The 21,043-nt window shown below is 39.3% G+C and carries 18 protein-coding genes; 11 read left to right on the top strand and 7 right to left on the bottom strand.

Annotated features, from left to right (window positions below):
* The first annotated feature begins 81 nt into the window (after window positions 1-81).
* Both HMPREF3263_RS05515 and HMPREF3263_RS05510 read left to right on the top strand, forming a co-directional pair.
* Complete coding sequence (locus HMPREF3263_RS05515; RefSeq protein WP_005698793.1) at window positions 82-723, top strand: MerR family transcriptional regulator; 642 nt, start codon at window positions 82-84, stop codon at window positions 721-723.
* Window positions 720-4,169, top strand: a complete 3,450-nt coding sequence (locus HMPREF3263_RS05510; RefSeq protein ID WP_070853075.1) for an acyl-[ACP]--phospholipid O-acyltransferase — start codon at window positions 720-722, stop codon at window positions 4,167-4,169. Before HMPREF3263_RS05515 ends, HMPREF3263_RS05510 begins: the two co-directional genes overlap by 4 nt.
* Before the next feature lie 64 nt (window positions 4,170-4,233).
* Here HMPREF3263_RS05510 and HMPREF3263_RS05505 read toward each other — a convergent pair whose 3' ends face one another.
* The gene (locus tag HMPREF3263_RS05505; RefSeq protein WP_070853074.1) at window positions 4,234-5,265 is read right to left on the bottom strand and encodes a branched-chain amino acid aminotransferase; all 1,032 of its coding nucleotides are present in this window, start codon (window positions 5,263-5,265) and stop codon (window positions 4,234-4,236) included.
* A 481-nt stretch (window positions 5,266-5,746) separates the two neighbouring features.
* Between HMPREF3263_RS05505 and HMPREF3263_RS05500 the strand changes: the two genes are divergently transcribed.
* Window positions 5,747-6,637, top strand: coding sequence for a transcriptional regulator GcvA (locus tag HMPREF3263_RS05500; RefSeq protein ID WP_049376320.1), 891 nt, complete (start codon window positions 5,747-5,749; stop codon window positions 6,635-6,637).
* The gene (gene rlmM, locus HMPREF3263_RS05495; protein WP_049376319.1) at window positions 6,634-7,722 is read left to right on the top strand and encodes a 23S rRNA (cytidine(2498)-2'-O)-methyltransferase RlmM; all 1,089 of its coding nucleotides are present in this window, start codon (window positions 6,634-6,636) and stop codon (window positions 7,720-7,722) included. Before HMPREF3263_RS05500 ends, rlmM begins: the two co-directional genes overlap by 4 nt.
* A gap of 59 nt (window positions 7,723-7,781) precedes the next feature.
* On the opposite strand, the gene cmoB is transcribed toward rlmM, so the two are convergent.
* Entirely contained in the window at window positions 7,782-8,747 is a 966-nt protein-coding gene (gene cmoB / locus HMPREF3263_RS05490) for a tRNA 5-methoxyuridine(34)/uridine 5-oxyacetic acid(34) synthase CmoB (protein ID WP_049376318.1), read from the bottom strand.
* Window positions 8,747-10,261 carry a sodium/proline symporter PutP gene (gene putP, locus HMPREF3263_RS05485; protein ID WP_049376317.1) on the bottom strand — a complete coding sequence of 505 codons (1,515 nt, stop codon included), beginning with the start codon at window positions 10,259-10,261 and terminating at the stop codon, window positions 8,747-8,749. Before putP ends, cmoB begins: the two co-directional genes overlap by 1 nt.
* Before the next feature lie 117 nt (window positions 10,262-10,378).
* Here putP and rng point away from each other — a divergent pair, with 117 nt between their 5' ends.
* The gene (rng, locus tag HMPREF3263_RS05480) at window positions 10,379-11,854 is read left to right on the top strand and encodes a ribonuclease G (protein ID WP_005695795.1); all 1,476 of its coding nucleotides are present in this window, start codon (window positions 10,379-10,381) and stop codon (window positions 11,852-11,854) included.
* A gap of 43 nt (window positions 11,855-11,897) precedes the next feature.
* Here the strand turns inward: rng and HMPREF3263_RS05475 are convergent, their stop codons facing one another.
* Entirely contained in the window at window positions 11,898-13,295 is a 1,398-nt protein-coding gene (locus tag HMPREF3263_RS05475) for an MATE family efflux transporter (protein WP_070853073.1), read from the bottom strand.
* 45 nt (window positions 13,296-13,340) lie between these two features.
* Between HMPREF3263_RS05475 and HMPREF3263_RS05470 the strand changes: the two genes are divergently transcribed.
* Window positions 13,341-13,952, top strand: a complete 612-nt coding sequence (locus tag HMPREF3263_RS05470) for a riboflavin synthase (protein WP_005698741.1) — start codon at window positions 13,341-13,343, stop codon at window positions 13,950-13,952.
* A 66-nt stretch (window positions 13,953-14,018) separates the two neighbouring features.
* On the opposite strand, the gene HMPREF3263_RS05465 is transcribed toward HMPREF3263_RS05470, so the two are convergent.
* Window positions 14,019-14,627 carry a DedA family protein gene (locus tag HMPREF3263_RS05465; RefSeq protein WP_005698817.1) on the bottom strand — a complete coding sequence of 203 codons (609 nt, stop codon included), beginning with the start codon at window positions 14,625-14,627 and terminating at the stop codon, window positions 14,019-14,021.
* 227 nt (window positions 14,628-14,854) lie between these two features.
* Here HMPREF3263_RS05465 and rplY point away from each other — a divergent pair, with 227 nt between their 5' ends.
* From rplY to folC, 4 genes are all read left to right on the top strand, one after another.
* A complete protein-coding gene (gene rplY, locus HMPREF3263_RS05460; protein WP_005698823.1) occupies window positions 14,855-15,142 on the top strand; it encodes a 50S ribosomal protein L25 in 288 nt (95 codons plus the stop codon).
* 103 nt (window positions 15,143-15,245) lie between these two features.
* Window positions 15,246-16,040 carry a tRNA pseudouridine(38-40) synthase TruA gene (gene truA / locus HMPREF3263_RS05455; protein ID WP_049376315.1) on the top strand — a complete coding sequence of 265 codons (795 nt, stop codon included), beginning with the start codon at window positions 15,246-15,248 and terminating at the stop codon, window positions 16,038-16,040.
* Between the two features lie 65 nt (window positions 16,041-16,105).
* Entirely contained in the window at window positions 16,106-16,996 is an 891-nt protein-coding gene (accD, locus tag HMPREF3263_RS05450) for an acetyl-CoA carboxylase, carboxyltransferase subunit beta (RefSeq protein WP_070853072.1), read from the top strand.
* A 4-nt stretch (window positions 16,997-17,000) separates the two neighbouring features.
* A complete protein-coding gene (gene folC / locus HMPREF3263_RS05445; protein ID WP_070853099.1) occupies window positions 17,001-18,305 on the top strand; it encodes a bifunctional tetrahydrofolate synthase/dihydrofolate synthase in 1,305 nt (434 codons plus the stop codon).
* A gap of 43 nt (window positions 18,306-18,348) precedes the next feature.
* Here the strand turns inward: folC and HMPREF3263_RS05440 are convergent, their stop codons facing one another.
* Both HMPREF3263_RS05440 and argR read right to left on the bottom strand, forming a co-directional pair.
* Entirely contained in the window at window positions 18,349-19,233 is an 885-nt protein-coding gene (locus HMPREF3263_RS05440) for a TIGR01777 family oxidoreductase (protein ID WP_005698802.1), read from the bottom strand.
* On the bottom strand, window positions 19,233-19,688 hold the full coding sequence (gene argR, locus HMPREF3263_RS05435; protein ID WP_005698809.1) for a transcriptional regulator ArgR: 456 nt from the start codon (window positions 19,686-19,688) through the stop codon (window positions 19,233-19,235). Before argR ends, HMPREF3263_RS05440 begins: the two co-directional genes overlap by 1 nt.
* A gap of 186 nt (window positions 19,689-19,874) precedes the next feature.
* On the opposite strand from argR, the gene mdh reads away from it, so the two are divergent.
* Window positions 19,875-20,810, top strand: coding sequence for a malate dehydrogenase (gene mdh, locus HMPREF3263_RS05430; protein ID WP_005698784.1), 936 nt, complete (start codon window positions 19,875-19,877; stop codon window positions 20,808-20,810).
* The last annotated feature ends 233 nt before the right edge of the window (window positions 20,811-21,043 follow it).

Here is a 21,043-nt window from a genome sequence, read left to right as displayed (position 1 = left end):
TGAAAAGCGTAGAGTAACACTATTTACTTTTTATTTTTATGCGATACAATACACAACAAATCAACCTAGAGGGAAATCCTTATGTTAAAAATGAATGATTTGGTTAAGCTTAGTCAGACACCAAAATCCACGGTGCTGTACTATGTGAAAGAAGGTTTGTTGCCAGAGCCGGTGAAAGATAAACCGAATTTTCATCTCTATGATGAACATTGTGTGAAGTTACTCAGCTTTATTAAATATCTACAAAGTAATTTCAATGCGACGATTTCACAAATTAAAGCACTTTTTGCACATCCTCATTTTGATTGGAATAATCCTTATGAAAGCCTTATTGGATTATTGGATATCATCATGGGGGCAGAAAATGAGGTATTCACTATTGAGCAATTATGTGAAGAATTTCATCTTTCCGCTAAACAAATCGAAGACATGGTAGCGGAAGGCTTATTGAATCCTCGTGAAGGCATTTTTACGGCAAAAGAACGCGATATTTTGGCGATCTTGGCTCGTTGTGATGAAGCCGAAATGGATGTAGTGAAAGCTTATTTGGCTGCAGCAAAAATGTTAGCGGAAAAAGAGGTAAATGTGACTTTAGCGGCATTAGCTAATAGCGAACAAAAAGATGAAAAATTAAAACATTTATTTGATTTGTTGTTGGTGTTAAAACCTTATCTCTTAAATATGAAAACCTTCAATCTTTATCAAGCGGAGAGTGCGAAATGAAACTCTTAAAATATGCTGGCTTTGTGCCTTATTTAGCCATTGCCTTTATTAATGCCAGTGTGGATTTGGCACATAAAATTACCATTCAAAATGTATTATTGAAAAGCTTTTCAGGGGAGAGTTTGGTGGTTTTAACGGCATTAATTAATGCGATGATTTTATTACCGTTTATTTTCTTGTTTTCCCCTTCGGCATTTATCAACGATAAATTTTCTCGCACCAATGTGATCCGTTACAGCAGTTTAGCGGCTGTGGTGATCAGTGCGGGGATTTTAGTGAGTTATATGACGGGAATGTTTGCGCTTTCCTTTGTACTCACATTGATTTTGGCAGCGCAAAGTGCGGTCTATTCTCCAGCCAAATATAGCATTATTAAATCGATTGTGGGCACTGAAAATATCGGTATGGCAAACGGTGTGATTCAAGCGCTCACTATTGTGGCTATTCTATTTAGTTCTTTTGCATTTTCTTTCTTCTTTGAAGCACATTATGTGGCATCAGATGATCCGAATGAAGTATTACAAAGTGTTTGGGTGATAGGTGTGGCGTTAGTATTGCTGAGTGCATTAGAAGCCTATTTTGCTTTTAAAATCCCATTCTTTAAGCAAGAAGCTGAGAATACAGAAGGTCAGTTTGATATGAGAAAATACCTTTCTTTAGGGTATTTAAAAGATAACGTTCGCACATTAAAAGCAGATCAAAATATTTGGTTGAGTGTTATTGGATTAAGCCTATTTTGGGGCGTGTCACAAATTATTGTGGCGGCATTCCCTGCGCATTATAAAGCGATGTTCAATGAAGATAATGCGGTTGTCATTCAAGCGATTTTAGCGGTGAGTGGAATAGGGCTTGCACTTGGTTCATATCTTGCTGGACGTGCTTCTCGTTTGCATATTGAGTTAGGTATTGTGCCGCTTGGTGCATTGGGTATTTGTGCATCATTATTCTTCTTAACCCTAGCCCAAAGTGGGGTGGTATTAGCACTTTGTTCTTTTGTCTTTGGTTTCTCTGGCGGTTTATTAATCGTGCCATTAAATGCGACCATTCAGTATTTTGCACCGGAGAAAATCAGCGGCAAAATCATGGCAGGTAACAACTTTGTACAAAACGTGTTTATGGTGGTTTTTTTGCTATTAAGTATTGTTTTTGTACAATTTAATGTTTCGACTCAAGGTTTATTCTTAATGACGTCTGCTGCATGTTTTGCTGCGAGTCTATATACCATGTCGAAAGTCCCCCATTTATTTACGCGTTTATTTCTACTCTTTGCGTTAAAAGCAAATTACCGTTTTCATGTGGATGGGTTAAAAAATCTTCCACAAAGTGGTGGCGTGTTGTTATTAGGTAACCATATTAGCTGGATTGACTGGTTGGTGTTACAAGCGGCTAGCCCTCGCGCGATTAAATTTGTGATGTATCGCCCAATTTACAACAAATGGTATCTAACTTGGTTCTTCCGTATTTTTAAAGTGATCCCAATTGGTGCTGGCTCAAGTCGTGAATCTATTGAAACCATTCGTGAATATTTAGCGCGTGGTGAAGTGGTAGCGTTATTTCCAGAAGGTCATATCAGCTATAACGGCCAAATCAATGAGTTCCAAAAAGGCTTTGAGCACGTATTAAAAGATTTGGAGAATGTGACGACTGTACCTTTCTATTTACGTGGATTGTGGGGCAGCAGCTTCTCTCGTGCGGATTCTTTCTATAAGAATTTAACTAAACGCCAAGGTAAACGTGAAATTTTAGTAGCATTTGGTAAACCAATTTATGGCTTTATTGATGCGACAGCCATGAAGCAAAAAGTACTCGAACTTTCTTTCTCAGTATGGGAAAAAGTCATGAGTAAACGTAAACCGCTGATGCACCATTGGTTGAATTCGGCAAAATCAAATTTATTCAAAGAAGCCGCGGTGGATGCGCAAGGCACTAAACTGAATAACTTGAAATTTATTGCTGCCGTGTTGATATTTGTGAAAATCTTAAAAGCGGCTTTAGGAAATGAAAAAAATGTCGGCGTGTTATTACCAAGTTCATCAATCGGAGCAATTATTAATATGACCCTAATGGTGATGGGTAAAGTACCGGTAAATTTAAACTACACGCTAAGTCCTGAAGTGATGGAAAAAGCCTTGAAAAAAGCCAATATTTCGCAAGTCATTACCTCTGAAAAATTCTTGGATAAATTGAACGCAAAAGGTTTTGACTTTAGCCAAGTGGTGGCGGATAAAGCCCTCTTTATGGAAAATTTAGGAAAATCGATCACTAAAGCCAATAAAGTGCTGTCATTTTTAACCGCGTTTTTGGCGCCACAATGGTGGATTAAATTACGCTACTTTGCAGAGGTAAGCTTGGAAGATAATGCCACCATCCTATTCAGTAGTGGTAGTGAAGGTGATCCGAAAGGCATTGAATTAAGCCATAAAAATTTACTGACGAACATTAAACAGATTGGTGAATTATTAAATTTCCACAAAGATGATGTCATTTTAAATTCCTTACCAATTTTTCACTCATTCGGCTTAACCGTGACAACCTTATTGCCATTGTGTGAAGGGATTAAAATGGTGAGTGTGGCGGATCCAACAGATGGGGCGACAGTAGGAAAAATGTGTGCTCGACATCGGGTGAGCATTTTATTTGGTACTTCAACTTTCTTTAGATTGTATGTACGCAATAAGAAATTCCATCCGTTAATGTTACAAAACGTGCGTATGGTTATTGCGGGTGCCGAAAAATTGAAAGCAGATGTAAAAGAAGCCTTCAAACTTAAATTTGGCTTGGAAATTTACGAAGGTTATGGCGCAACTGAAACAGCACCGGTAGCCAGTGTCAATATGCCTAATTTACTTGATCCGGAAACCTTACAAGAGTTTACCTTTAATCAAGCTGGTACAGTTGGTATGCCATTACCAGGCACTATTATTAAAATTGTGGATCTGGAAAGCTTGCAGGAATTACCAGTCGGCGAAGACGGCTTGATCTTGATTGGTGGTGGGCAAGTGATGAAAGGTTATTTGAACGCACCAGAAAAAACAGCAGAAGTGATTGTTGAAATTGATGGTGTGCGTTATTACAAAACCGGCGATAAAGGCCATATCGATCATAACGGCTTTATTACCATTGTGGATCGTTATTCTCGATTTGCTAAAATCGGCGGTGAAATGATCAGCCTCGGTAGCGTGGAAGAGAAACTTTCACAAGTATTTGATGAAGAAACTCAATTTGTTGCGGTGGCTGTAAGCGATGATAAAAAAGGCGAGAGCATTGTGCTTTTAATTAAGTCTGCATTTTCTTTAGATGAAATCAATGAACGCATTAAAGGATTAAATGTTCCGCCAATTATGCTACCAAGCCAAGTCTTCTTAGTGGATGAAATTCCAATGCTCGGAAGTGGTAAAGTGGATTTCAAAGGCGCGAAGAATCTGGCGATGAGTTTGGTTAAGTAAAGAACATCGTAATAAACAAAAGAGCGGTCAATTTGACCGCTCTTTTTGTTGATAGATAAATAAATTATTCTACTTTTACAATCCAGCCTTCAGGGGATTCAACATCACCGAATTGGATACCGGTTAACTCGTTATAAAGTTTGCGCGTAATAGGGCCAACTTCCGTTTCTGAATAGAACACGTGGAATTTACCTTTGTGTTGAATACCACCTACTGGTGTAATCACTGCAGCAGTACCACAAGCCCCCGCTTCGGCGAATTGATCAAGTTGATCAATATACACGTCACCTTCAATGGCTTCCATACCTAAACGTTCTTTTGCAATGTGAAGTAATGAGTATTTCGTGATACTTGGTAAAATGGATTCAGATGCTGGCGTGATAAATTTATTATCTTTGGTGATACCAAAGAAGTTTGCCGCACCCACTTCTTCAATTTTAGTGTGAGTTTTAGGATCAAGGTAAATCGCGTCTGCAAATTTACGTTCTGGTGTACCTTGTTCTGCAGCTAGTTCATGAGGAAGCAAACTTGCCGCATAGTTCCCCCCCACTTTTACGCCACCGGTTCCCATCGGAGCAGCACGGTCGTAATCAGTCGTAATGAAGTTAGATGGTGCTAAACCACCTTTGAAATATGCGCCTACTGGACAGCAGAATACAGAGAAAATAAATTCAGGTGCAGTTTTTACACCGATATTAGCCCCCGTACCAAAGAGGAATGGACGTAAATATAATGTTGCGCCAGAGCCGTAAGGGCCTAACCATTCTTGGTTTGCTTTTACTACTTCTTTACAAGCACGGATAAATAATTCTGTTGGCACTTGAGGCATCAATAAACGATCTGCGGTATGTTGCATACGTTTTGCATTTTGATCAGGACGGAATAAGTTGATTGAACCATCTTTACAACGATAGGCTTTTAAGCCTTCAAAGCATTGTTGACCGTAGTGAATTGCCGTTGAACCTTCGTGGATATGTAGCATATTATCAGTGGTAAGTTTCCCTTCATCCCATTTACCATCTTTCCAATGTGCGATGAAACGATAATCTGTTTTGATATAACTAAATCCAAGATTGTTCCAGTCTAAGTCTTTCATTTTGCTTCCTTAATTTGTATAAATAATTTTATGAATGGAAATGCAGTTAATCTACACCATAACGGCTACTATGAAAACCTTTAAACACAAAAATATTGTGATTTCTCAAAATTTTTATTGGATTTTTAAATTTGTGAAGTTGGTCAGGAAATAAAATTTTGCTTATGTTAGAATGCGGGAATAAAAAAACGCCGCTCGAAACGAGCAGCGCTTAACCAGAATGGTTTAATATATACAGGAAGTAAATGAGTAACTTAATTGTTACTCCAGTTCGGAGAACCGAACTATATGCAAACACAACATCATACTTAAGTCTGAAACTCATTAACTTGTAAGGAATTACCAATCATTAAGTATGTGTGTATTGTAGGTAGAAGGTGATGGAAGGACAAATGATGTTTTTTTATTTGATACATAAAAAAAACTAATCCGAATTAGATCTTAATCATTATAAACTAAAATTTAGCCATTGGGAAGAATTATGTATAAACGTTTGCCTCCCTTGAATTCATTGAAGTCTTTCGAATCAGCTGCTCGACATTTAAGTTTTACAAAGGCTGCTGATGAACTTTTTGTGACACAAGCCGCAGTGAGCCATCAAATAAAATTATTAGAAGATTTTTTAGGTGTCGAGCTTTTTATACGTAAAAATCGTTCACTCGAATTGACGGAATTTGGGAAAGCCTATTTTGTTGATATTAACAAAGTTTTGCGAAAATTAAATGAAGCGACTGAACGTTTATTAACACTTAAAGCAGAGCCACATTTGGCAATTAGTGTGCCACAAACCTTTGGTATTCAATGGCTTGTGCCACATTTGAGTGATTTTAATAAGCAATACCCTGAAATTGAAGTACGCTTGAAGGGCGTTGATCAAGATGAAGGTTTATTAAATAAAGAAATTGATATTGCCATTTATTATGGCAAAGGTGATTGGGAAAATTTACAAGTCGATCGGTTAGGTGAAGAAAACCTTGTGATTCTGGCTGCGCCTGCATTGCTTGAGAAAATTCCCGTTCGCCGTCCAGATGATTTGAAAAAGCACACACTGATTCACACACATACTCGAGATAACTGGCAAGCAATGGCAGATTATCTCAAATTAGATGATTTGAATATTCAGCAAGGTCCATTATTTAGCCATACCTTTATGGCATTACAAGCTGCCGTTCATGGTCAGGGTATCGTGCTGGCTAATCGTATTTTGGCTCAGCAAGAAATTGAAAATGGTTATCTACAGATTGTGTTACCAACCGAATTACGGGATCCGAAATCATTCTATGTAGTCAATCATTTAGATCGTTTAGATGATGAACAGATTCAAGCCTTTAGAACATGGATTAAAGATTCAATAAAATTAGGGAAAATATGAATAAATTAGCCTTATATTGTCGAATTGGCTTTGAAAAAGAAGTGGCCGCAGAAATTACCGACCGAGCTTCTGAGCGTGGTGTATTTGGTTTTGCTCGCGTGGTAGAAAACAGCGGCTATGTCATTTTTGAATGCTATCAACCAGGTGATGCAGATCGTTTAGCGAGAGAAATCCCATTTAATCGTTTGATTTTTGCACGTCAAATGATCGTTGTGTCAGATCTCTTAGAAAATCTGGATCCTCAAGATCGTATTTCGCCAATTCTGGCTCAATATGAACGCATTGCAGAAGACATTAATCTTAAGCAAGCGGTAGAGCTGTTTGTCGAAACAGCAGATACCAATGAAGCCAAAGAGCTTTCGACATTTTGCCGAAAATTTACCGTGCCATTGCGCCAAGCGTTGAAAAAGCAAGGTTGGTTGCAAGGTAAACCAAATGTAAAGCGCGGTCAGATTTTACATTGTTTTTTCACTCAGCCGAATTGCTGCTATGTAGGGTATTCCTATCTTGGTAATAACTCAACCCATTTTATGGGAATCCCACGTTTAAAATTCCCAGCGGATGCACCAAGCCGTTCAACTTTAAAATTGGAAGAAGCGATTTTAACCTTTATTCCTCGCAATGAAGAAAGTAAACGCTTGAATGAAAATATGGTGGGCGTCGATCTCGGTGCTTGTCCTGGCGGCTGGAGCTATCAATTAGTGAAACGTGGTTTATTTGTGTATGCGGTTGATCATGGCAAAATGGCGGCAAGTTTGCATGATACCGGCAGAATTGAGCACTGTCCGGAAGATGGATTTAAATTCCAACCACCAAAACGTAAGCATATTGATTGGCTTGTGTGTGATATGGTGGAGCAACCAAGTCGAATTGCGAATTTAATTGGAAAATGGCTAATTAACGGCTGGTGCAGAGAAACCATTTTCAATTTGAAATTACCAATGAAAAAACGTTATCAAGAAGTGATGTTGTGCTTAGAAAATCTTGCGGTGATGTTAGCAGAAAAAGAACTGGAATTTGATATTCAGGCGAAGCATTTGTATCACGATCGTGAAGAGATTACGGTACATATTGCTTTAAAATAAAAAAGCAAAGTGCGGTCAAAAAACATGGAATTTTTTGACCGCACTTTTTATTTAAACCATTACTTATTGGCTAAAATCACTGCGCGAGTTGGGGCTTGATAGCCTTCGATGGTTCTACTGTGATCGTTTGGATCTAAGAAATCAATCAAACTTTCATTTTCTAACCAATCCGTTTTACGCTGTTCTTCTAATGTTGTGGTGGCGACATCCACACAACGCACATTTGTAAAGCCGACTTTTTCCAACCAATTAATGAGTGCGGCAACAGAAGGAATAAAATACACGTTCTTCATTTTTGCATAGCGATCTGAAGGCACTAATACCGTATTCACATCCCCATCAACGACTAATGTTTCTAACACCAATTCGCCACCTTTTACTAATTGGTTTTTTAGCTGTGTGAGATGATCGAGCGGTGATTTACGGTGATAAAGCACGCCCATTGAGAATACCGTATCAAATGTCGCAAGTGGTTGCATTTCTTCAATACCTAATGGGATTAAGTTAGCTCGACGATCGTTATTTAGTAATTTTCTAACTGCTTCAAATTGGCAAAGGAAAAGCTCAGTAGGATCAATACCAACGACCATTTTGGCGCCTTCACCAACCATTCGCCACATATGGTAGCCGCTACCGCAGCCCACATCTAAAATGGTACGATCTTTTAATGGTGCAAGATGAGGCAAAACACGGTCCCATTTGAAATCAGAACGCCATTCGCAATCCACATGAATATCAAATAAATGATAAGGTCCTTTTCGCCATGGCATCAATTGCTTCAAATGATGGATAATGCGTTGTTTTTCGCCCTCTGAAAGTGGGGAAGTACGGTCAGATTTCACGGCATTTTTTAAATCGATAGTATCTGCCTGCAAATCAGGGAGAAAGTCCACGATTTTTGACCATTTTGCATAATCACCATGGGTTTGTTTTTCCCATTCTTTTAACTGCAAAGGCAATGTTTCTAGCCAAGCAGATAAATTTGTGGTGGCAATTTGTTGATAAAAAGGACGAAAATCAATCATTATTTTGCTTCCTTATAGGCTTTTTCTGCTTTTTCAAAGGTTTCTTTTACTTCATTTTCAGGTTCTGCGGAAAGGAGAGAAACCACAATAATCGCGAGGCTAGCAAGGATGAATCCAGGGATCATTTCATAGACATTAAACCATTCACTGGTTTCAGGAATCACCGATTTCCAAGCAAAGACAACCACTGCACCGACAACCATTCCCGCCATCGCCGCTGATGAAGTCATACGTTTCCAGAATAAGGAGAAAAGCACGACAGGACCAAATGCAGAACCAAAGCCCGCCCAGGCAAATTCAACGAGTTTTAATACTTTGCTGTTTTCATCCTGTGCAATCCAAATGGCGATACCCGCGATAACTAAAACCATTGCACGACCTAGCCAAACTAATTCTTTTTCAGAAGCTTTTGGACGAATAAACCCTTTATAAAAATCTTCAGTAATAGAACTGGAAGAAATTAATAATTGTGCGGAAAGTGTACTCATGACTGCCGCTAAAATTGCAGAGAGTAGAATACCGGCAATCCATGGATTAAAGAGCAATTTAGCCAATTCAATAAAGACTTGTTCTGGTTCATTATTTACCATGCTTGCTACTCCTGGATTTGCAAAGAAATAAGGAATCCCGAAGAAACCGATACTAATCGCACCGGCGAGGCAAATCACCATCCATGTCATACTGATGCGGCGTGCTTTAATGAGAGATTTCACCGAGTAAGCCGCCATAAAACGCGCAAGGATATGCGGTTGACCAAAATAACCTAAGCCCCAGGCCGCTAAACTTAATAAACCTAATGGTGTAGTAGAACTAAATAAATCAGTAAAGTCTTTATTTGCTGCGATTTCTGCTTGATGTAGCACTCCAGTAAATTGTGATGCATCACCCAAACTTAAAAAGATAAAGAGAGGCGTTAAAATCAGTGCAAAAATCATCAATGTAGCTTGAATGGTATCTGTCCAACTTACGGCTAAAAAACCACCGATAAAAGTATAAATAATCGTTGCTAATGCACCGTACCAAATGGCGGTGGAGTAGTCGACTGAGAATAGATTTTGGAATAATTTCGCCCCCGCAACCACGCCTGAACCACAATAAATGGTAAAGAAGACTAAGATGATTGTTGCAGATACAATTTTTAATAGATTGTGTGATGTGCCAAAGCGATGGTGAAAATATTCAGGTAATGTGAGTGCATTGTTGTTAAATTCGGTATAGATCCGTAAACGACCCGCTACGAGCAACCAGTTAAAATAAGCACCGAGGATTAAACCAATCGCGATCCAGCCTTCTACCAGGCCAGACACATACACCGCACCCGGCAAGCCCATTAATAACCAGCCGGACATATCAGATGCACCAGCAGACATGGCTGTCACAAAACTTCCGAGTTTACGTCCGCCTAAAATATAATCGGATAAGTTGTTTGTATAATAATAGGCAAGGACACCGATTAAAATCATGCTGAAAATATAAATACTAAAAGTAATAAGTGTTGGGTCTAAACCAAACATTAAATACCCCAAAATAAGTCGTGAAAATTTGAGAAAGGTCACATTTTACCTTATTTAGGACTATTATTCTATTTTCCTTTTCGATAGACTAATATCATTAAAACTAAGGTCGAAAAAATGGATTCTGTTGAATTATTAATGAATGTTACGCCCAATGAAACCCGCGTTGCGTTGGTGGAAACGGGTGTTTTAAAAGAGGTTCATATTGAACGTCAAGCCAAACGTGGCATCGTGGGGAATATTTATAAAGGGCGAGTAACCCGTGTTTTACCAGGGATGCAGTCTGCATTTGTGGATATCGGTTTAGAAAAAGCAGCATTTTTGCATGCTTCCGATATTGTTTCACATACCGAATGTGTGGATGTAAACGAACAAAAACAATTCCGTGCAAAAAGCATTTCTGAACTCGTACGCGAGGGGCAGGATATCGTGGTACAAGTGGTGAAAGATCCTTTGGGCACAAAAGGCGCAAGATTAACCACGGATATTACATTACCTTCTCGCTATCTTGTCTTTATGCCGGAAAATAGTCATGTTGGTGTGTCACAACGTATTGAAAGCGAAGAAGAGCGCGCAAGATTAAAAGCACTGGTTGAGCCTTTTTGTGATGAGTTAGGTGGCTTTATTGTCCGTACAGCTACCGAAGGCGCAACGGAAGAAGAGTTACGCCAAGATGCGGAATTTTTAAAACGTTTATGGCGTAAAGTGCTTGAGCGTAAAGGCAAATATCCAACCCGTTCTAAAATTTATGGCGAACCCGCATTGCCGCAACGTATTTTGCGTGATTTTATCGGTGCTAATTTAGAGAAAATTCATATCGACTCCAAACTTTGTTTTAACGAGGTTAGAGAATTTACCGATGAATTCATGCCTGAATTAAGTGAAAAATTAATGCTTTATACGGGCAATCAGCCGATTTTTGATATTTATGGTGTAGAACGCGGTATTCAAAATGCGCTTGAAAAACGTGTGAATTTAAAATCGGGCGGCTATCTCATTATTGAGCAAACCGAAGCCATGACGACTATTGACATTAATACAGGTGCTTTCGTCGGACATCGAAATTTAGATGAAACAATTTTTAACACCAATATTGAAGCTACTAAAGCCATTGCACAGCAGTTACAACTGCGTAATTTAGGCGGTATTATCATTATTGATTTTATTGATATGCAAACCGATGAGCATCGCAATCGCGTGATTGAATCCTTGGAAGAGGCCCTATCGAAAGATCGCGTAAAAACGAATGTGAATGGTTTTACTCAACTTGGTTTAGTGGAAATGACCCGTAAACGCACACGTGAAAGTTTAGAGCACGTTTTGTGTGATGAATGCCCAACTTGCCAAGGTCGTGGGCGCGTGAAAACCGTTGAAACGGTATGTTATGAAATTATGCGTGAGATCATTCGCGTCAACCACTTATTCTCGAGTGAACAATTTGTGGTTTATGCCTCTCCAGCCGTGGCAGATTACTTAATCAAAGAAGAATCGCACGGTTTATTGCCAGAGATCGAAATGTTCATCAGCAAACAGGTTCAAGTCAAAACAGAGCAGTACTACAACCAAGAACAATTTGATGTGGTAGTGATGTAAAAGACAAAAGTGCGGTTAAATTTGACCGCACTTTTTACTTTAACTATTTCAATCTTTCTAACTGTTGAATAATGGCTTCATCAGGTTGTGATTGGATTTTTCGCATACGTATAAAGAGTAAAGCAGCAGCAATGGTTAATGCAATGATAAAGGCAACCCAGAAACCTTTTGCACCGATGCTTGGAACAATCCAATCAGTACGGGAAAGAACATAACCAACTGGAATACCCACGCCCCAATAGGCAAGTAATGTGATGTAGAGAATAATTTTAGTGTCTTTATAGCCACGTAAAATACCGCTCACGACGACTTGCACCGAATCTGAAAATTGATAAATCGCTGCCATCGCTAATAAGCTGCCTGAAAGGGCAATAACGGTAGCATTATCGCCTACAATTAATGCGGCAATCTCTGCACTAAATACCCAAATCACCAACGCCAATACACTTGCCGCAATCAAGCCAAGAATAATAGCGGCGTGAGCCATGATTTTGGCTTTTTGTGGTGCATGATTACCCAGTTCTTGCGCCACTAAAATGGTTGCAGCCATCGCAATAGACATGGGGAACATAAAGGCTACGGCACTGGTGTTTAAGGCAATTTGGTGGCTGGCGACCACATCCGCGCCTAATGGGGAAAGTAATAAACTACTTAAGGCAAAGAGTGAGACTTCACTGCACAGTGCAATAGCAATAGGCAAACCAAGTGCGGTCAATTTTTTCAGTGTTTTGATGTCTGGCTTTTCAATAATCTTTTCAAAAACTTTCAAACTACATTCGTTATAGTTTTTGGCCGAATAGGTAATCATCAAAATTGCCATCGCCCAGTTAACAATAGCCGTTGCCACACCACAACCAACACCACCCAATGCAGGCGCACCAAATTTGCCGTAAATAAACATATAATTCAGCGGAATGTTTAGCATTAACCCCATGAAGGTAATCACCATGGCGGGTTTTGTTTTAGCAATGCCATCATTCAAACAGCGGAAATTAATCAGCAATAAATAGGCAGGTAAGCCCCACACCATCGCACGCAAATAATTCATCGTCACATCTGCCATGTGGGCATCCATATTCATAAACTGTAATATGAAATCATTATGATAGATGATGAGCGCAAGGGGAATCATCACTAAAAATGAAATCCAAAGACCTTGTCTCACTTGGTGAGCAATGCGATGGCGCTGCCCTGAACCATTTAAATAGGAAATTGTTGGAGGCAAGGCGAGTAATAATCCTTGCCCGAAAAGTACCAAAGGTAGCCAAATAGAGGTACCAATACCAACACCGCCTACATCAGCCGAGCTCACACGCCCCGCCATAATCACATCTACGGTGCCCATGCCAGTTTGAGCTAACTGGGCAAGCCCGATAGGTGTCGCAATTCGGATAAGTTTTTTAATATCAATACGGTATTGAGAAAAAAGACGAGAATTCATAAATTTTGCTATAATATTGGAAAAATTTTTAATGAAGGAATAATAATGTTTACAGGTATTGTACAGGGTATCGCCCAAATTCATGCAATTAAAGATAGCGATAATTTTAGAATACAGATCGTAAAATTACCAGCTGAAATGCGAAAAGGCTTAGAAATTGGTGCATCAGTGGCAAATAATGGCGTGTGCTTAACGGTGACTGAAATTCATGGTGATCTTGTGAGCTTTGACTTAATGCAGGAAACCTTGCGCATCACCAATCTCGGCAGCTTAAAAGCAGGGGATTTTGTCAATATTGAACGTGCAATGCAAATGGGCGCTGAAATTGGTGGGCATATTTTATCGGGCCACGTTTATTGTACCGCAAGTGTTTCACAAATTATTGAAAGCGAGAATAATCGTCAGGTTTGGTTTAAATTACCTACTAAAGACGTGATGAAATATATCCTAACAAAAGGATTTATTGCCATTGACGGCATCAGTCTTACTATTGGTGAAGTGAAAGACGATGAATTCTGCGTGAATTTAATTCCTGAAACTTTACACCGAACACTTATAGGTAAACGCCAAATTGGTGATTTAGTGAATATCGAAATCGATCCACAAACACAAGCGATTGTGGATACAGTGGAGCGATATTTAGCAGCTAAAGCTTAATGAGAAAAAAAGTGCGGTAGAAAACAATGTTGTTTTTTACCGCACTTTTTATTGGATTGTATGAGATTAGTTAACTTTAGATTTCTTTGCTTTTTTCCATTTCCAGAATAAGAAAATCGCTAATGCGCCAACAAGGATATAAATCACAAGCTGACCTTTTTGAATTTGTTCGTGTAACCAATCTAAGTTTTTAGCACCTAATTCGCCAAGGTAAACCCAAATTGGCACGGAAATAATAGCCGCACAGAAATCAATTAATACGAAGCGCGTATAGCTAACGCGGCGGGTGATACCTGACACCATGTAAATTGGCGCGCGTAATCCTGGAAGGAAACGAGCTACAAATAAAACACGGTTGCCGTATTGGGCAAATTTTTCACGCACCATTTTTAAGCGTTGTAAGGTGAGCACTTTGCGCATTGGGCGGAAACGAAGAATTCGGGTGCCGTAAATGCGACCAAGCCAATACATACAAGAGTCACCAGCAAGCACACCAATCATACTGACTAACAACATTAAATGGGAATTGACACTTTCAGGATAAAGACCAGCAATTACGCCACCGGATACGAGCGTGATATCTTCTGGAATGGGTACACCAAAGCCACAAATAATAAGAACAAATAGCACCGCCCAATAACCGTAATCGGTAAAAAAGCTGATAAGAAATTCCATTTGAAACCCACTTACAATTCAGTTAGTTAAAATTAATTAAAAATTGGGACTTATTTTAATCGCTTTGCCTTGAAAAGCCTAGAAAAAATTTGCGGTGTAAATTTGCATTGTGGGGCTGAATATTTTATAATCTGCCGCTCTCAAAGTTTGTCTTTGAGCAAATTTAGGAAAATTGCTGGGTCGCCTACAATTTTTTATTTTAAACTTTTAATCAAGAGAACATTAAAATGGCATTTAAATTTAACGCTGAAGTTCGTCAAGCGCAAGGTAAGGGTGCGAGCCGCCGCCTGCGTCACAACGGTCAAATCCCTGCAATCATTTATGGTGGCAGCGAAGCACCTGTTTCAATCATCTTAAATCACGATGAATTAAACAACGCACAAGCTCACGATTCTTTCTATAGCGATGTAATCACTTTGGTGGTTGAAGGTAAAGAAGTTGCAGTGAAAGTTCAAGCAATGCAACGTCACCCATTCAAACCAAAATTGGTTCACATTGACTTCAAACGTGCTTAATTTTTAGCTTGTGATAAGAACACCAATAATGATGAGTTATTGGTGTTTTTTCTTTTCGGGAAAAGTGCGGTCAAATTCGAAATCGTTTTAGGAGTATTTTCCAATGAAGATAGCCTTAGGCATTGAATATAACGGAAAACAGTATTGCGGCTGGCAGCGACAAGAGAAAGTGCGTAGCGTACAAGAAGAATTAGAAAAAGCGTTATCTTTTGTGGCAAATGAAAAAATTGAAGTGTTTTGTGCGGGCAGAACAGACTCTGGTGTGCATGGCACGGGGCAAGTTGTGCATTTTGAAACCACAGCGGTTCGCCCTGAAAAAGCTTGGGCATTTGGTACCAATGCGAATTTACCTGATGATATTTCAGTGAGTTGGGCAAAAGTGGTGGATGATGAATTTCACGCTCGTTTTTCAGCAACCGCGCGTCGTTATCGCTATATTTTGTATTGCAATAAATTGCGTTCAGCCATTTTGCCGGAAGGGATTACTCATTGCCATTTAGATTTAGACGAAAAGAAAATGCACCAAGCGGGGCAGTTCTTATTGGGGGAAAATGATTTTTCCTCTTTCCGCTCGGCACAATGTCAATCGAATACGCCTTGGCGAAATGTGCATCATTTAAATGTGGTGCGAAAAGGGCAGTATATTATTGTAGATATTCAAGCGAATGCCTTTGTGCATCATATGGTGCGTAACATTGTTGGAAGCTTGATTGAAGTCGGTGCAGGCAATCAACCCGTTGAGTGGATGAAATGGTTGTTAGAGCAAAAAGATCGTAAATTGGCCGCGCCAACAGCGAAACCCGAAGGCTTATATTTAGTCAATGTGATTTATCCTGAAAAATTTGCGATTCCACAGAAAAATTTAGGGCCTTTGTTTTTAGAAGATAATCTCATCTGACTAGCAAATTTCGCTAAATTATGATTAAATACGCAAACTTTTCTAGTTAATAAAAAAGGTAAAAAATGAGCTGGATTGATAGAATTTTTAGCAAAGGAACCTCTTCCACTGCATCACGTAAAGCTAACGTACCTGAAGGGGTTTGGACAAAATGTACCTCTTGTGAACAAGTGCTTTACGGTGAAGAAGTAAAACGTAATTTATATGTTTGTCCAAAATGCGGTCATCATATGCGTATTGATGCTCGTGAGCGCCTTTTAGCATTGTTAGATGAAGGTTCAAGCCAAGAATTATCGGCTGATTTAGAACCAAAAGATATTCTTAAATTTAAAGATTTAAAAAAATATAAAGATCGTATTTCTGCAGCTCAAAAAGAAACGGGCGAAAAAGATGCATTAATTACAATGACAGGTACACTTTACAATATGCCTATTGTTGTTGCTGCTTCAAACTTTAGTTTCATGGGCGGCTCAATGGGATCGGTTGTGGGTGCAAAATTTGTGAAAGCAGCAGAAAAAGCAATGGAATTAAATTGTCCGTTTGTTTGTTTCTCTGCAAGTGGTGGTGCACGTATGCAAGAAGCGCTTTTCTCCTTAATGCAAATGGCGAAAACCAGTGCGGTTTTGGCAAAAATGCGTGAAAAAGGCGTGCCGTTTATTTCGGTATTAACCGACCCAACATTAGGTGGGGTATCTGCAAGTTTTGCCATGTTAGGTGATGTGAACATCGCCGAGCCAAAAGCATTAATTGGTTTTGCAGGCCCACGTGTTATCGAACAAACTGTACGTGAGAAATTACCGGAAGGCTTCCAACGTAGTGAATTCTTACTTGAGAAAGGGGCGATTGATATGATCGTGAAACGTTCAGAAATGCGTTCAACCCTTGGAAACCTTTTAAGCAAACTCACCAATCAACCTTCACCTTTTGTTGAAGTAGAAGTTGTTGAAAATGCCTAATACAATGAATTTAAAAGCCACTTCGCCACTCGCTGAGTGGCTTTCTTATTTGGAAAACAGTCACTTCAAAGCGATTGATTTAGGGTTGGATCGTATTAAATCGGTGGCAGAAGAATTGGATCTTTTGAATCCTGCACCCTATGTAATCACAGTCGGGGGCACAAATGGTAAAGGCACGACTTGCCGTTTGCTTGAAACCATTTTGTTAAATCACGGTTTGCGTGTGGGTGTGTATTCCTCACCTCATTTATTGCGTTATAACGAGCGGGTTCGTATTCAAAATCAAGACTTGCCAGATGAAATGCATACCGCTTCTTTTGATTTCATCGAGAAGCATAAAACGCAATCCCTCACTTATTTTGAATTTAGCACGTTGTCGGCTTTGCATTTATTCAAACAAGCGAAACTTGATGTTGTGATTCTTGAGGTAGGGCTTGGTGGGCGTTTGGACGCAACGAATATTGTCGATAATGATCTGGCGGTCATCACCAGTATTGATATTGATCATACGGATTTTCTAGGTTCAACGCGTGAAGAAATTAGCTTTGAAAAAGCAGGTATTTTCCGCGCTAATAAACCGGTTGTGATTGGCGAACCAAATGTCCCGCGACCTATGTTAGAACAAGCGGAGAAATTACATTGCCACGTTTCACGTCGAGATGTTAATTGGTCGTTTAAAGCCAATGAGCAAACTTGGATGTGGCAGAGCAACAAAGTGCGGTTAGAAAATCTACCGTTTTGCCAAATTCCATTAGCTAATGCAGCAACCGCTTTGGCGGCTGTTGAGCAATTACCTTTTGATATTTCTGTCGAGACCATTAAACGTTCATTAATTGAAGTAGAATTGGTAGGTCGTTTCCAACAATTGAAAGGTAATCAGCTAGAAAAATTGGCAGCTCGCTTGAGTGCTCCTTATTCACAGTTACCAAAAGTGATCATCGATGTGGGGCATAATCCTCATGCGGCAAAATATTTAGCCGAAAAATTGACCGCACTTAAGGCACAAATATCAGGTCGCATCATTGCCGTTTGCGGAATGTTAAAAGATAAAGATGCGGAGTCGGTGTTTTCCCAACTGACTTTCGTTATTGACCAATGGCATTGTGTAACATTAGGCGGCTACCGAGGTCAATCAGGTGATGATTTAAATGCAAAATTAACAACAGTTTGCCCATCAGCAAAAAGTGTTTCTGAAGACTCTGTGGCTGAAGGTGTGCAAAGTGCGGTTAAAAATGCGGATAAAAATGACATTGTGCTGGTATTTGGATCTTTCCACACCGTGGGAGAGTTTTTAGAATATTTAGCGTAATGAAAAAATAATAAAGGCTGGTTTTGACCAGCCTTTAGTTTTTTTAAAGTATTTTGTGAAAGTAATCATTTAATTCAGAGTATTGGAATGTAAATCCGCAATCTAACAAATGTTTTGGATAGGCGTTTTGGCTATCTAAAAGAATACAAGCTCGCTCGCCGAGAAGAGAGACGAGCAAAAATTGAGGTACTTGAGCAAAACAAGGCCGATGTAATGCTTGACCTAATAATTGGTTAAAAGTCTTATTTTTAACGGGATGTGGCGCGGTAAAATTAAATGCCCCTTCACAATTGCTATGATCAAGTAAAAAAATCAATCCTTTTACCATATCCTCTAATGCGATCCAGCTCCAATATTGCTTGCCATTCCCTAATTTGCCACCTAATCCGAAGCGATAGAGCGGGAGCATTTTTGCAAAAGCACCACCTTTTGGAGAAAGCACTAATCCGGTTCTCACTAAACAGACTCTTGTGTTGGCTTGTTTTGCTGCATTTTCCCAATCAATACAAAGTTGTGCGGTAAATTGACTACTTGGATGAGTGTCTTCGGTGATCACGTATTCGCCACGGTCTCCATAAATTCCTGTTGCTGAACCTGAAATCAAGAAAGGCGGATGCTCACTTTGGTTAATAAGTTGGACAATCTGCTGTGTTAAATTAATGCGGCTATGACGTAGTTTCTCTTTTTGTTGAATTGTCCATCTTTTATCGAAGATTGGCTCACCGGCAAGATTAATGACCGCATCAAATTCATTTAAGTCTTTGAGTGTTGAAAGTGCGGTCAAAAATTGCGGTGTTTTTTCAGGAAAAATAGTTTGGGCTTTTTCAATAGAGCGAGTTAATACTGTTACACTATCGCCACGTGAAAGAAGCGATTTGACTAAGGGGTTCCCAACAAATCCGGTTCCACCGGCCACTAAGATATTCATTATAGATTGCTTTCAAAGAGCGTTTGAATTTGTCCTAAAAGCGATTTAATTGTTGTGTCTTTTGTTGGTGTCACAAAAATGGTGTCATCTCCTGCAATCGTGCCTAAAATGCCTTCAGGTTTACCAATGGAATCCAATAAGCGAGCAATCAACTGTGCGGCACCTGGAGAGGTTTTAATGACGATAACAAAATCATTGTGATCAATATCCAAAACCAAATTTTTTAATGGACTGCTGGTGGCGGGGACACTTAATTCACTTGGTAAGCAATACACCATTTCCATTTTCGTATTTCTTGCTCTAACCGCACCAAATTTACTTAGCATGCGGGAAACTTTAGACTGGTTAATGCTTTGAAATCCTTGGTTTTTTAGGGCGTCAACAATTTCACTCTGAGAAGCAAATCGTTCTTGATGGAGCAGTTCTTTAAAGGCTTTTGTTAATTGATCTGACATAGTGATTCTCGTATAGGGGAATTTGCATAAGAATTGCATAAAAATTCATTTTAGGCAATTAAAATAAATTTGCCGTTTGAAAAGTTTGAGCTAGATCGCATTATTGAATTTCTCTGTTTGTAATTTAATGGCTAAGACTTTAAAATCCTACCTAGTTAGGATTAATTAATACATAAGGAGTATTTTATGAAAGTTGCAGTATTAGGCGCAGCAGGCGGTATTGGTCAAGCATTAGCCTTATTACTTAAATTACAATTACCCGCTGAAAGTGAATTAGCACTGTATGATATCGCACCAGTGACACCAGGTGTGGCTAAAGATGTGAGTCATATTCCAACAGCGGTGAAAGTAGAAGGTTTTGCGGGAGAAGATCCAACACCTGCACTTAAAGGTGCTGATGTCGTTTTAATTTCTGCAGGGGTAGCACGTAAACCGGGTATGGATCGTTCAGATCTTTTCAACATCAATGCGGGTATCGTGCGTAACTTAATTGAACATGTTGCAAAAACTTGTCCAAAAGCTTGTGTAGGCATTATTACCAACCCTGTGAACACGACTGTTGCGATTGCTGCAGAAGTATTGAAAAAAGCGGGCGTTTACGACAAACGTAAATTATTTGGTGTAACCACTTTAGACGTATTACGTTCTGAAACATTCGTATCGGAATTAAAAGGCTTAAATGTTTCTCGTACAAGCGTACCAGTCATTGGTGGACACTCAGGTGTAACTATTCTTCCATTACTTTCACAAGTTCAATATGCTGAATGGAAAGAAGAGGAAATTGCACCATTAACAAAACGTATCCAAAACGCAGGTACTGAAGTGGTTGAAGCAAAAGCAGGTGGCGGTTCTGCGACACTTTCTATGGCTCAAGCTGCGGCACGTTTTGCACGTTCATTAGTGAAAGGCTTAAGTGGCGAAACTGTGGTTGAATGTACTTATGTAGAAGGTGATGGCAAATACGCACGTTTCTTCGCTCAACCTGTACGTTTAGGTAAAGAAGGGGTAGAAGAAATTTTACCAATCGGTACCTTAAGCAAATTTGAACAAGAAGCTTTAGAAGCAATGTTACCAACATTGCGTGCGGATATTGAATTAGGCGAAAAATTTATTAACGGTTAATTTAATTCTATTTCTAGAGAAGAGGAGCTGTATGCTCCTCTTTTTTTATACGAAAACGATTAAACATAAAAAAGTGAAGAAAAAGCGTGATTTAGCTCACAAATTTGAACATTGCTATTTGCAATATAAAGGACTTTGCCGTATTCTTAAATCACTAAAAACAAGTGCTATTTTTAAATAGCCGACATCTATTTTGCTTTCCGAGTAGTGCCCCAGTGGGGCACTTTTTTTTT

The organism is Haemophilus sp. HMSC61B11, assembly GCF_001838615.1.
In the GTDB taxonomy this organism is placed as follows: domain Bacteria; phylum Pseudomonadota; class Gammaproteobacteria; order Enterobacterales; family Pasteurellaceae; genus Haemophilus_D; species Haemophilus_D parainfluenzae_AD.
This window is presented reverse-complemented; position numbering and strand designations above follow the sequence as displayed.